The organism is Bifidobacterium tissieri (assembly GCF_002259645.1).
Lineage (GTDB): Bacteria > Actinomycetota > Actinomycetes > Actinomycetales > Bifidobacteriaceae > Galliscardovia > Galliscardovia tissieri.
In genome coordinates, this window is sequence record NZ_MWWV01000005.1 from 25,514 (window position 1) to 39,332 (window position 13,819).

Sequence of the window (13,819 nt, forward strand, 5' to 3'; positions counted from 1 at the left end):
GGTTGTGGGCGATCGGGCACGTCGTCGGCGCAGTCGGACGGACAGTACGACTCGGCGGACGGCGTAATCGAACCCGGATCAATACAGTCGAACAGCCAGCACAGTCGAACAGAACAGAAGGCAGTGAACAGTGAAGAGTAATGGTCAGGCCGGTCTTTCGGCGAACGACAATGCGACCGCAACGGGCACTCCGCGCACGCCGTGGAACGCCTTCGCCACCCCGCTGATCGGCAAGTGCGTGCGTCTGGCCGCCCGTCTGACGCATCACGGCGGCAGCGCGTTCCCCGGCAAGGTGATCGAGGGCATCGACCCCGGTTTCCTCGCCCGCACACTCAGCCGACTGCCGTACGGCGTGGTGCTCGTGTCCGGCACGAACGGCAAGACCACCACCACGCGCATGGTCGCGTCCATGTTCGCGCAGCTCGGACTCAAGGTGTTCACCAACCCCACCGGATCGAACTTCACACGCGGCGTGGTGTCCGCGCTGCTGCAGCAGGTGTCGATCGCCGGTCATCTCAACGCCGACATCGCCGTGCTTGAGCTCGACGAGGCGTACGCCGTGCACTTCGTGAAGCAGGTCCGCCCGCGGTATGCGCTGCTGCTCAACGTGATGCGTGACCAGCTTGACCGGTTCGGTGAGATCGACAACACCGCCCGACTGCTCGGCCATGTGGCTGCGGCCACCGACGGCACGGTGGTGCTCAATCGTGAGGATCCGCGCATCGCCAAGCTCGCCGAACTCGTGCCGGACGGCACCAAGGTGCAGTATTTCGGACTGTCCGACGATCTGCGATCGTTCTTCCCGACCGACGACGACATGCATGCCGCCGATATGCGTGATACGGACGATGCGGATACGACTGCGGCTGAGTCCGTTGCGCCGGCCGATTCTGCGACGGTGTCTGCTGTGTCTGCCGCCCCCTCCGCGACCGCGACTGACGGTTCCGCCGCGGCCGCCACGCCCACTCCGATCTCCACCAATCCGCTTCCCGCCGACGTCACGCTCACCGCGGTCGGCGATCACACCGCCGAATTCCTCATCGACGGCACCGTCCGGTCTACCGGCGTGAAACTCGAAGGCATCTACAACCTCTACAATGCCGCCGCCGCACTCGCCGTGGTGCGCGCGGCCATGATCGACGCCACCGCCATGGAATCGTCGAAGCTCGCCAAACCGGCCGCCCGTCGTCGTATCGAACGGTTCGCGAACGCGGGCACCGACGATCTGATCAACGCCGTGGCGCAGGTCACCCCTGCGTTCGGCCGCGGCGAATCCATCGACGTGAACGGCACTCGCGTGGAACTGCTGCTCGTCAAGAATCCGATGGGCTTCCGTATGTCACTCAAGTCGTTTGATCCGGCCGGTCACGACACGATGATCGTGATCAATGACCAGTACGCCGACGGCCGCGATATGAGCTGGCTGTGGGACGTGGATTTCACCGGTCTGCGCGGTACGGGCGTGCGCATGGTTTCGGGCGTGCGCGCGTGGGATATGGCGTTGCGTCTTGAATACGATCAGGTGCCGGTCGGCAAGGTCGAGCAGGATATCGACACGGCCGTGGACGCGTTCGTCAAGGCGAATCCGGGTACGCCGAAGCGCATCTACTGCACGTACACGTCGATGCTCAAGGTGCGCGCGCATCTGGGCCATCTGACCAAGGTGTCGGACGCCGGCGTGGGCCGCTGATCCGGCGAGCACGCGACAGAACGAACGAATCGAGGACTGACGATGACCAACGAAAACGCGACCTCCGCCACGAACGTTACGAACGAAAACGCGAACGACGAACCCCGAGAGGATCGCCGTCTCGACATCATGAGCCTGTATCCGAAGGACATGAACATCTACGGCGACTCGGGCAACGTGCTCACCATACAGCGTCGCATGGCGCTGTACGGCTACGAGCCGGTCACGCACTACTACAATCAGGGCGATCAGTGGCCGATCGGCGTGGATCTGATTCTTGGCGGCGGTGGTCAGGACACCGGTCAGAAGAAGATCATCAAGGACTTCTTCGCCCGTGCCGACCTGATTCGCGAGCTTGCCGCCGACGGTGTGCCCATGCTCATGATCTGCGGCATGTACCAGCTGTTCGGTGAGTATTTCGAGACCAGCGAGGGGGAGAAGCTGCCCGGCATCGGCATTCTCGACGCGCACACGGTGGGCGAGTCCGTGCGACTGATCGGCAATCTGGTGGAGGAGTCAGACGATTTCGGCACGGTGATCGGCTACGAAAACCATTCCGGGCAGACGTTCCTCGGCGAGGGCGCGAAGCCGCTTGGGCGCGTGCGCGGCGAGGGCGCTGGCAACAACGGCAAGGACGGATTTGAAGGTGCGCGCATGAACAACGTGATCGGCACGTACATGCACGGTTCGCTGCTGCCGAAGAACCCGCGCATCGCTGACTTTCTGATCGCCAAGGCCGCCGAGCACCGGTACGGCGTATTCGATCCGCAGGTGACGGCGTCCGCGCGCGAGGAGCTGGACCGTCTCGACCAGTTCGCGTCCGAGGCCCGACGCGTGGCCGAATCCCGCCCGCGGTAATCACACCGTCAGCTATTCCGTGCCGACACTGCGCACATTGCGTTACGTGGGCCGTCTCCATAACGTGGGCCGTTACGTGGGCCGTGCACGGCCCACGTAACACGCGTTGAAAACCGTTGATTTTTCAACGTTTTCGCGGTTTCTCCCGAAATGCTGCAACGGCCCACGTAACGGCCCACGTAACACAGCGCGGCCCACGTGACGGACGACAGGACACCCGGTTGTGTTCAGGGGCGAACGGGGGTGGCTGCGGTAAAGTTGAAGTCGATACGAGATGGGTTGCGATCATGACAACGCGTGTGTGTCAGGTGGTTTCGTTGCGTGACACGCGACATGCGATGCACGACGTACGGCGCATGGCATGCGACGCACGTTATGATCGCCCCGACGGACTCGTACGTTACAGCCGATACAGCCGGATCCGCCGGCGGATATGAAGGAGTGTCATCATGGCTGATTTCAACTTCAACGGTCTGGGTGAAGGCCTGCGCACCATCTTCCTCGCGGGTGTGGGCGCGGTGGCGACCAGTGCCGAAAAGAGCCAGCAGATCATCGACGAGCTTGTGAAGAAGGGCGAGCTGACCGTCGATCAGGGCAAGGTGCTGAATTCCGAGCTGACGCGCAAGGCGCAGGGTGCCGCCAAGGGCGCGTTCGCCGGTGCCACCGACGCCGCTGCCAAGGCCCGCGATGCCGTGGACGACGTGAAGGACGCCGCGCTCAAGGCCCGCCTGTCCGTGATGAGCGACGAGGAGCGTGCCGAATACGTTGCGCGTGTGGCCAAGATCGCCGAGACCGTGAACGCCGAGAAGGCGGCCGCCGCCGAGGCCAAGGAAGCTGAGGCCGACGAGTCCGACACTGCTGATGCCGCCGACGTTCCTGCCGACGCCGATTCTCCGGCCGATCAACCCGCCGCTGATGCCGCCGCCGACCCCAAGGCCGAGTAACGACAAGTCCGCAGGTCACCAGTATCCGGCAATACGTCCGACTGCATGACCACCACGAATACGGCTGGACCTCGGCATCGTCAGTACCGTTCGAGGCCCAGCCGATCGTCATAACTGTGCGAGCGCAACAGTCGGGACACGTACGATCGAGACCGTACGACTGCGACCGCAGCAACGGGACATCGTGATCGGATATGGTTGATCGTGACGTCTGCGATACGATCCCGCGAACCGTTCCTCACAATCGAATCCCCTCGTCACGAATACCGAATGTCGAATACCGAATGTCGAACCAGCACGAATGCCATCACGAATCGTGCCACGACTACGACACGAATACGATCGCGAACATACGTGAATATAACCGCAAACATAACCGCGCACTATCATTGGTGAACTATGGCACAGGCACACAAGGCGCAGTCCCAGCATCGGAAGAAGCACAATCAGTACCGTCGACGTCGGTCGCGTATCTCTTCCGTCGACCAGCCTGATACGTCGGCAGCCGCTACCAGCACGACCGCCGGTACGACCGAGGACGCGACTGACTCCATCGTCGGTGAAGCCACCGCCACTCCGGCATCTACGGCAACCGCCGCCAAGCCCAGCTCCGCCACTTCGGCAGCCGATACCTCGTCTACTGCGTCCGCTGCGTCCGCTGCATCCGACACGCCCGTCACCCCTGCCACCCCTGTCACCGACGCACCCAACGATCCGCTGCTCACCGACGAACAGGTGCTCGACGCGATCTCCGGCACCCCGGTCACCGAGGAGGAGGACAGCCTCACCGATCACGCCGGCACCCGCGCTCGCGCCAGCGCAACCGAACGCACGATCGGCCTGTTCGGCAGCAACGAGCCCACGTTCGCCCAGCAGTACCATCTCACGCGCAAGGGGCGCATCCGTCGAATCCGCGAGATCTTTGGCATCGCCCGTCAATTCGATATTTTCCACGGGCTCACACCGGTCAAGATGCGTCTCATGTTCGAGGCGCTCGGCCCCACATTCGTCAAGGTCGGTCAGAACCTGTCGATGCGAAGCGAGATCCTGCCGCAGGAATTCTGCGACGAACTCGCCAAACTGCGCGCCGACGCCGACCCCATGCCCTACGAGATCGTGCTCGACACGCTGTCGCACGAATACGGCCAGCCGGTCGACCAGATCTTCGAATCCATCGACCGCACGCCGCTCGGATCGGCGTCGCTCGCCCAGGTGCATCGCGCCAGACTCGTCACCGGCGAGGATGTGGCCGTCAAGGTGCAGCGTCCGGGCGTGCGCGAGACCATGGCGCAGGACATCGACATCATGCGTTCGGTGTCGAAATACATGACGAAATTCGTCAAATCCGCGCAGATCGTCGATCTCAACGGCGTGATCGAGGAGTTGTGGGACAGTTTCCAGTCTGAGACGAACTTCCTTATCGAGGCGCGCAATCTCGTTGATTTCCGCGAGTTCGCCAAGGACTACAAGTACATGGACTGCCCCAAGCCGTACATTCACCTATGCACCGAGCACGTGGTGGTGATGGACTACGTGGAGGGCATTTCCGTCTCGCATCCGGACCGTCTGATCGAGGCCGGTTACTCGCTGGAGGAGATCGGCAACAAACTCGTCGACAACTACGCGGCGCAGGTGCTCGACGAAGGCTTCTTCCACGCCGACCCGCATCCGGGCAACATCATCATCCATGACGGGCAGATCGTGATGATCGACCTTGGCATGACCGGCCGTCTGTCCGCACGCACGCGGTCGATCCTGCAGGACATCATCTTCGCCGTGGGCAAGCAGGATTCGCCGGCGCTGGCCGAGGCGTTCCTGCGCTTCGCCGGCCCCACCGACACCGCGGAGGTGAACTATCCCGGACTGCTGTCCGACCTCGACGCGATCGTGCAGGACTTCGGCACGGTCAGTCTGCAGGATCTTGACATCGGCGCGTTCGTGAATGCGCTGATCCAGCTGTCCCGCAAGCATCACGTCGAACTGCCGGGCATCGTGACCACGGTGGCGCGCGGACTCGTCACACTGGAGGGCGTGCTCGACGAATTCCTGCCCGACACCGATATGATCGCGATCATCACCGCGCATATCGCGAATACGAGGGGCCTGCGTTCCGCCGCCAAGGAGGAGGCGAAGACGATCGGCATCGAGGGGCAGAAGGCGCTGCATGGCGCGTTGGGTGCGCTGTCCGAGTCACGTACGGCGATGCGCATGCTCACGCGTGGGCAGATCAAGGCGAACGTGGAGATGGTCGGTTCGGAGGAGCCGATTCGCCAGATGAGCTATATGGTGGACCGCCTGACCATGGCGTTGATCGTGGTCGGCCTGTTCATCGGCTCGTCGATCGTGTACTACGCGGGTATGAAACCGGTGGTGTTCGGCATCCCCGTCATCGGGTTCATGGGATACGTGGTGGCGTTCATGCTGTCGTTGTGGATCGTGATCGACATTTTCCGCAAGAACCGGCCGAAACGACGGATGTAAGTGGATGTAGGCGGATGCGGCCGGATTCGACGGTGCAGGCGTGGCTGGTGTGCGGACCACAGGCCTACGTAAAGTTGGAGGCATGGCGAATACGACTGCACCGAAGACGACCGCGAACGCAACCGACGCGAACACGAAGCTGCCGCGTGCCGCGTTCTGGGATATGGACGGCACCCTCATCAATTCCGAACCGATCTGGCATGAGGCCGAACTCTGGTTCGCCCGGCAGTACGGCGGCGACTGGAGTGAGGAGATGGGCTGGAAGGTCACCGGCACGCCCGTGCCCCAGGTGGCGCAGATGATGATCGATCGTGGTACGAAGCTCGGCGTGGAGGAACTCACCGCCGGTATCATCGACTTCGTGGCCAAACGCGAGATGGAGCAGATGCCGTGGATGCCGGGCGTGCTTGACGTGCTTGTGGCGACGCGCGACGCCGGCATTCCCAACGTATTGGTCACCGCCTCGCCGCGTGCGATGGCCGAGTCGGCCGTGGCGCAGGCTCCGGAAGGCGTGTTCGCGGCGTACGTGTGCCACGACGATGTGACGGAGAAGAAGCCTCACCCCGCTCCGTTCCTTGCGGCGGCGGCCAAGCTTGGCATCAAGGGCGATGAGATCCGCGAGTGCATCGCGTTGGAAGATTCCGCAGTGGGCCTGGAGTCGGCGGCTCGTTCCGGTGCCACCACGATCGCGTTGACCGGGTACATTCGTTCCGACAATCCGCCGTCGAAGAACGGCCCGCAGTTCGCGTGCATCGAAACGTGGGACGGCGTGACCCCGCAGATGTTCCACGATCTGGTCGAGTTGCGCCTCAAGTCCGGCAGGTAACGTCAACGCTGCCCGTGTCCCCGTTACGTGGGCCGTGTCTTGTTACGTGGGCCGTTATCTGGGCCGTCGGCGGCCCACGTAACGCAGTCATATATCGTTGCAATTTCAACGTTTTTTGACCTTGTTACGTGGGCCGTTGACGGCCCGCGTAACGTAGCGCCGCGGCCCGCGTAACGGCCCACGTAATGCATACGGTCACGTTTGTGTAACGTGGGGCGAATGCGGGGCGGCTGCACAAGAAGGGGGCAAGGGCGTCAGTCGCGCGTGAGCACCTCGGTCAGCGCCTGGATTACGCTCTGCGGCATGTGCGATTCGCCGAATCGACGGTCGTCGGCGCCGCGCATGTCCTCGAGCGTGGCGAGGCCGGGCAGTGCCGCTACACCGAGATCGTCGATCAGCGTCTTGGCCTTCTCCTTGGTCAGGTAACGCATCTGGGCATCCCGCAGCACGGCGAACACGTCATCGGCCGTCGGATTGTCGGCGATCGTCAGACCGTCGGTCAGGGTGATCGTGATCGATTCCGCCGTCGACGTGGACGGGACGGACACGGTCAGGCTCAACGTCTGCGGATCGTATTCGGTACGGGCCTCAACGGCTGCCGATCCGTCGACCGACACCGCCACCGCGGAATCCTTCACGCCGCGGAACACCACGGTCCATGCGCGCTCGCCGGGCACCACGTCCGCGGCGCCGTCGACCGCGTCGATCGTGAACGTGGACGTCTGCCCGGCACCGCTGCCGTTGTGCAACGTGAACCGTGTGGTCGCCTTGCGCACCGCGCTCGCCGCAGCGCCGTCGTCCTCCACGAGAGTGAACTCGCCGTCCGTGCCGGGGAAGACGAGCACACGCAGCGCCGCGGGATTGGCGACATCGTTCAGTGGGGTCACGTCGGCGTTATCGCCGTTCTCCGGCACCTCCTGCAACGGTACGATCGCGCCGGCCTTGGCGAACACAGGCATGCCGTCGAGACCGCGCCACGCTTCGAGACGACGTCCGTTCGCCGGACGGGACACGTAATGGCGACCGGTGAAGAAGTCGAACCACGTGCCCTGCGGCAGCCATACGTCGGCCTTGGCCATCTGCACATCGCGGTCGGCGGGGGAGACGATCGGCGCAACCAGCAGTTCGGTGCCGAACGTGAACTCGTCGACCAGCTTGTAGGCGTCGTTGATCTCCGGGTAATCCCAGTACAGCGGCTGTACGATCGGTTCGCCCTCCTCGGCCGCGCGCCAGTTCATCGTGTACAGGTACGGGATCAATGCGTGACGCAGCCGCAGCGTGGCGGTCATGGCGTTGCGCACTTCGGTGTGGAAGTTCCACGGTTCCTTGCCGTTGAACGGCGAGTCGGTGGAGTGCAGGCGGTTGATCGGGCTGAACGTGCCGAGCTGGTACCAGCGTGCCTCAAGCTCCTCGTCACGGTAGCCGAACATGTGGCCGCCGATGTCGTGGCTCCACCAGCCGTAGCCGATGTTGCTGGCCGTGGCGGTGAACTCGGGCTGGAACTGCAGCGATTCCCAGGTCACGATCGTGTCGCCGGAGAAGCCGATCGGGTAGCGGTGCGAGCCGGGGCCGGCGTAGCGCGAAAACGTGAGCGGACGCGGGTCGGCCTTCTGTGCTGGATCGGCGTCCTCGCCCTCGCGTACGGCGTCGGTGCGTGCGGAGTCAAGATAGTGCAGGTGGTTGAGCATCCACAGTGGGTCGAGTCCGCGCTGGCGGGTCACGCCGCCCTGCTGCCAGTCGATCCACCAGAAGTCGACGCCCTCGTCCTCCATCGGGTGGTGCAGCCTGTCGAAGTACGCATTCATGAACGTCGGGTCGGTCAGGTTGAACTGCACGGCCTCGCCGGTCTTCGGATCGATGCCCACCGCTTCGGCAACCTCGGGGTACAGCTCCTCGAACGCGCGCACGCCGTCACGTGGATGCACGTTCAGCGTGGTCTTCATGCCGTGATCGTGCAGCCAGTGCAGGAAGCGCTGAGGGTCGGGGAAGAAATCCTTGTTCCACGTGTAGCCGGTCCATCCGGAACCGTACTTCGGGTCGACGGCGTCCACGAGATGCCAGTCCATGTCGATCACGGCGGTGGTGAACGGGATGCCTTCCTTCTCGAATCGCGTGACGAGCTCCTGATATTCGGTCTCGGTGTAGCGGTGGTAGCGGCTCCACCAGTTGCCCAGCACGTAGCGCGGCAGCAGCGGCGTGGGGCCGGTGAGCTTGTAGAAGTCGTGCACGGCTTCGCGGTAGCGGTGGCCGTAGCCGAACAGGTAGAAGTCCTCGGTGGGTTCCGGCTTGGGCGTGACCCAGGTGCCAAACGGGTTGTCGTGACCGTTGACCGTGTCGGTTTCGATGATGATGTTGGACTGCGAATCGTCGATCACCGCCCAGCCGTCGGTGTTGATCACGCCGGGACCCACTGGCGTGCGGCCGTCGACCGTGTCGAGCGTGCGGGCTGTGCCGCCGAGATTGCGCGTCTGCTCGTCGCCGTAATGCCAGGTGTTGTCGGTGGATTTCACGCCCTTGACCGTGACGTACAGGCCTTCCTTGGTGAACGGCTGCTGGTTGTAGGAGATGTGCAGGTGCGGGGTGTCGATCTCCAGCCATCCGTCGCGCTCGATCGCCGTGAACTGCGGCAGGGCGTCGCCGTACGCGGACTGGAAGTCGCGTACGAACGCGGTCTGGGTGGGGACGTCGATGAACTTGCCGGAATCGGACCATTCAAAACGGATCAGTGATTCGGTGATGATGCCGATGCGCCAGCGCTTGCCGTCGGCCTCGCCGCCGAGCGTGACGGACGGGCTCATGCCGGGCACTGTGCCGAGTGTATCGAACGAGAAAAGGGATTTGTCGACCATATGAAACTCCTTTGTTGCATGTGTGATGCATGTCAGCAACTGATTGACGAATGCATTGCGTTATTATGCTAGCGCTTGCGCATATGATATGCAAGATATTTGACGTGTTGTCATGATTACGTGTGCAAACGTTAATATTTGTGACATCGTATATGACGTCAGACGTTGTGCGGGAACGCGGACGGTGGCTTGCGTGTCAGGTTGATATGCTGCCGTGCTTTGTCGTCAACTTGCGCAAATCGCTTGCGCAAGCCTATGCTTGGTGACGGTCCGCTCACATATTTCGAGCGGTACAAGCGTTTGAATTTCGGATAAGCGGTCATGTGGCACGCGATTGCAGTGGAAGCAAAGGAGTGGGGGCGTGGCAAGTCTCAAGGAAGTGGCGGAACAGGCCGGAGTCTCCGAATCCACGGTTTCGCGTGCGTTGCGTGGCACCGGTCGTGTGAGCGCCAAGACGCGTGCCCACGTGCAGGAGGTCGCCAACCGCTTGCATTTCACGCTGTCGCGCAGCGCGTCGTCGCTCGCCAGCGGCAAGACCATGCGCGTGACCATGGTGTTCACCGATACGCTCAACACATGGTTCAACGCCGCTGCACTCGAAGGTGCCTACGAGGTGCTCAGCGAAGCCGGCTACGATCTGGTGCCGATGATCGTGCGTACGCAGGCCAACATGCAGCGCTTCTTCGAACGACTGCCCGGCAATCGTAATCTTGACGGCATGATCGTCGTGTCTATCATGCTCGACAACACGCAGGTGGGCATCCTCGAGGATCTCACCATTCCGTCCGTCGGTCTCGACGCACGTGCGATCGGCGGATACAGCGCCACCGTGCGTGTGGACGACGCCGACTCCATGCATCAGGCCGTGCAACTGTTGCATTCGCTTGGCCACGAACGCATCGGATTCGTGGAGATGCCCGACAATCCCGACTTCCTGTTCAGTGCCAAACTGCGTTCCGGTGCCTTTATGGACGCGGCGCGGCAGATGGGATATGACGAGAACGATCTTGCATTGTTCGAAGGCCGTGATTCCAGTAAGTTCCGGAGTTTCCAGGACGCCGTTTCGGAGACCGCGAACCGTATCATTTCACGACCGAACCGGCCGACGGCCATCTGCGTGGAGACCGATGACTTCGCGATCGCGCTGATCTACGCCATGCGTCGTGTGGGCATCCGCGTGCCCGAGGATCTGGCGATCATCGGCTTCGACGACAACGATCGTTCCTCCATGGCCGAACTGACCACGCTGCATCAGGATCCGGTGATGATGGGCCGTATGGCGGCGGAAAAGGTCGTCGCGCTCATGCACGGCGAGACCTTGCACGAGCCCCACAGCATGCTGCGTACCTCCCTGATCATGCGCGCCACCACTCGCCGTCTCGGCCAGTGAGCGTTCGCGCGTCCGCTCCGGGTTCTGGTCTGGCATCCATTGACTTATAGGCCGAACACGATCGTTGGAATTCCAACGCGCATACTTTGCATATCCGCTTCGGGGACTTCAGAACATGGAGATTGATGTCCGCAAGGGGGCCGAATCACTGCAGAACTTGGAGATAGGTGTTCGACATAACGTAAATGCGACGGAACGGGTGCGCGGAAAATGAAAAAGGCCGTCCGAGGTGGAATTCGGACGGCCTTCGTGGAGCTAGGGGGAGTCGAACCCCCGACCTCTTCGATGCGAACGAAGCGCTCTACCAACTGAGCTATAGCCCCAAAGGTTGCGTCGCCATATCTGGCAACTCGCCCTAATATAGTACGACGCGCGGAAATGCGCAATTCATTATCGTGTCACGTTCACAAACCGTTCGCATAGTGGATGCGCGCTGACGGGGCCGGCAACGCAATGCCGTAACGCAATGCCGTAACGCAAAGGACCGGTCCGGGGAAACTCGATTTCCCGGACCGGTCCCAATGATTCGATCCGCGCGCGCTACGCGAAAACTCAACGCAATCGTACGGATCAGCCGTATATCACGCCGCGTGATGCGGAGTGGAATCGCTGAACTCGGCGGTTTCGATCGTTTTGGCAGCGTTGCCGGTCGTGGCGGTGCCGGCCGGTTCGGCCTTCTTCTTGCCGAACTTGGCCTTGAGCAGACCGATCACGGTCGGCAGCAGCGACACCAGCAGGATCAGCACGATCACCAGTTCGAAGTGCTTCTGCACGGCCGGAATATTGCCGAAGAAGTAGCCGAGGAAGGTGAACAGCGACGACCAGGTCAGGCCGCCCAGCACCGAGAACGGGGTGAAACGGCTCCAGCGCATGCCGGAGATGCCGGAGATGAACGGCATGAACGTACGGATGAAGGGGAAGAAACGACCGAGGAACACGGCAAGCGGCCCCCACTTGTCGATCATGGCCTCGGTCTTGGCGATGCGCTCGGGCGTCATGGCCTTCACCTTGCCGGACTTGATGATGCGACGGCCGAAGAAATGACCGATGAAGTAATTGCACTGGTCGCCGATGATCGGGGCGCACCACACCACAGGCAGCAACATGCCAAGCGGCAGGGCGGACTGGCCGGTGACGGCGTCGGGGGCGGCGAACACGCCTGCGGCGAACAGCAGGGAATCACCGGGCAGGAACGGGAAGAACACCACACCGGTCTCGATGAAGACGATGAGGAAGATGAATCCGCAGGCCACTCCCGGGCCCATGGCGATCCACGCGGCGATCGCCGCACGGGGATCCTTCAGAAGTTCAAGAATGAAATTGACGAAAGCCATACTGTTGCTGTTTCCTGCCGCTCTACTCGCTATGACGCCATGACTGCCGTCACGGCTCGTGTCTCTATTGGTGGTGTATCGGTGGTTGTGGGGTATCCCCACGATTCCCCGGGCGGAATGCCGACGGCGTATTTCCGCGGCTCCGCAAAACCACTACCACACCCTAGCAGCAGCGGTACGACGGGGGTTTGCGGCGTTTCCTATGCGCACAAGTCCCGCAAAACTGTTGTTGTGTTACGTGGGCCGGGCTGTTGCGTCACACAGGCCGTGACATGCGTTACGTGGGCCGGGTTCCGTTACGTGGGCCGGGTTGCTCTTGTGACGCAGTTTAAAAAACGTTGCAATTTCAAGGTTTTGGCGTGTGCGTTACATAGGCCGGGCGGCCCACGTAACGACAGACGGCCCACGTTACGTACAATCCGGCCCGCGTAACGCACGGCGGTTGTCTCATTTCGTTGCGACATGTGGGTGACCGCGACAATACGAAGCGATTCTCTGAGTTATCGCCGCGATGGGATAAGCGCGGCAAGCGGGTCCTCCGCGGCGGGCCGTTGGCTCACCGGTTGTGTGTCCGTTCCCGGATCAGTGCCGTCGGAGTGCGTGGCTCTGTTATCGGTCTCGTTGCCCATACCGGTGCCGTCGGGCCCATTGCCATGAACGCCTTCGCTCCCATTCCGGATGGGATCATGACTATTGGGATCATTCCCGCGGTCCCGTTGCCCATGCCGGTCGCCGCCATCCTCCTCCGGCACATACCGGTACGTAGCCGCCGGCCGGTGACGTCCTTCACGCCGCTTCCGACCAGTGCCCTCAAGCTGTCCGGATGCGAGCATCTTCCGCCGGAAATTCGCCAGATCGATCGTTTCCCCGGTAATCGCCTCGTACACGCCATGCAATTGCGCAAGCGTGAACTCCTCGCCCACAAGCCTCGTGGCCACCAACGGGTATTCGATCTTGGTACGTAGCCTCTGCAGCGCGTAGTCGATGATCTCCCGATGATCGAATGCCAACCCGGGCAGCCCGTCTTCCGGGAACCATTGCACATTGACATCCCCGGTTTTGAACGCGCGCGCCTCGGCCTGCCCCACCAGCGCCCAGTACACGATCGAAACCATCGGCAATCCGCCACGTGATCGTGCCGGTCCCCCGAAGGTGTACAGCTGCTCAAGATACCGCGGATGCAGATCGGTGGTGGACTCCAATGCCGCGTACGCCGCCTGCTCAAGTGTGCGGTCGGCGCGCAGATTGCCGCCGGGCAGCGCCCACATGCCCTGAAACGGCTGACGGACACGCCTGACCAGCGGCAACCAGAGACGGTTGCGGTTCGCATCCTCATTCGTGCCATCCGTGCCAAGCGCCAAGATCACGACGGATACGCCCACCTGCGGCGGCTGACTGCGCCGCTCCGAAACATTGCCGAGTCCCATGCTGCGTTACTTCCTTTGTG

General features: G+C 62.3%; 8 protein-coding genes, 1 tRNA gene and 1 pseudogene. 6 read left to right on the forward strand and 4 right to left on the reverse strand.

Annotated elements, in window-relative coordinates; translation table 11 throughout:
• Positions 1-223: 223 nt before the first annotated feature.
• From BTIS_RS04665 to BTIS_RS04685, 5 genes are all read left to right on the forward strand, one after another.
• Positions 224-1,690: a Mur ligase family protein gene (locus BTIS_RS04665; protein ID WP_245819309.1), complete on the forward strand. Its 1,467-nt coding sequence runs from the start codon at positions 224-226 to the stop codon at positions 1,688-1,690.
• A gap of 129 nt (positions 1,691-1,819) precedes the next feature.
• Positions 1,820-2,548 (forward strand): type 1 glutamine amidotransferase, encoded by a 729-nt coding sequence (locus tag BTIS_RS04670; RefSeq protein WP_223848214.1) that lies wholly within the window; start codon positions 1,820-1,822, stop codon positions 2,546-2,548.
• Between the two features lie 449 nt (positions 2,549-2,997).
• The gene (locus BTIS_RS04675; protein ID WP_094663153.1) at positions 2,998-3,492 is read left to right on the forward strand and encodes a phasin family protein; all 495 of its coding nucleotides are present in this window, start codon (positions 2,998-3,000) and stop codon (positions 3,490-3,492) included.
• A gap of 399 nt (positions 3,493-3,891) precedes the next feature.
• Positions 3,892-5,973, forward strand: a complete 2,082-nt coding sequence (locus tag BTIS_RS04680) for an ABC1 kinase family protein (RefSeq protein ID WP_094663155.1) — start codon at positions 3,892-3,894, stop codon at positions 5,971-5,973.
• An 82-nt stretch (positions 5,974-6,055) separates the two neighbouring features.
• A complete protein-coding gene (locus BTIS_RS04685) occupies positions 6,056-6,799 on the forward strand; it encodes an HAD family hydrolase (RefSeq protein ID WP_094663157.1) in 744 nt (247 codons plus the stop codon).
• 254 nt (positions 6,800-7,053) lie between these two features.
• Here the strand turns inward: BTIS_RS04685 and BTIS_RS04690 are convergent, their stop codons facing one another.
• The gene (locus BTIS_RS04690) at positions 7,054-9,648 is read right to left on the reverse strand and encodes a glycoside hydrolase family 31 protein (RefSeq protein ID WP_094663159.1); all 2,595 of its coding nucleotides are present in this window, start codon (positions 9,646-9,648) and stop codon (positions 7,054-7,056) included.
• A gap of 361 nt (positions 9,649-10,009) precedes the next feature.
• Between BTIS_RS04690 and BTIS_RS04695 the strand changes: the two genes are divergently transcribed.
• Positions 10,010-11,038, forward strand: coding sequence for a LacI family DNA-binding transcriptional regulator (locus BTIS_RS04695; protein WP_140557472.1), 1,029 nt, complete (start codon positions 10,010-10,012; stop codon positions 11,036-11,038).
• Positions 11,039-11,288: 250 nt separating this feature from the next.
• Here the strand turns inward: BTIS_RS04695 and BTIS_RS04700 are convergent.
• The 3 genes and pseudogenes from BTIS_RS04700 to BTIS_RS04710 form a co-directional block, all read right to left on the reverse strand.
• A tRNA-Ala gene (locus BTIS_RS04700) sits at positions 11,289-11,361 on the reverse strand.
• 258 nt (positions 11,362-11,619) lie between these two features.
• A complete protein-coding gene (locus BTIS_RS04705) occupies positions 11,620-12,372 on the reverse strand; it encodes a DedA family protein (RefSeq protein ID WP_094663163.1) in 753 nt (250 codons plus the stop codon).
• 698 nt (positions 12,373-13,070) lie between these two features.
• Positions 13,071-13,799 (reverse strand): annotated as a pseudogene (locus BTIS_RS04710) (NUDIX hydrolase); the annotation flags it as partial.
• Positions 13,800-13,819: the final 20 nt, after the last annotated feature.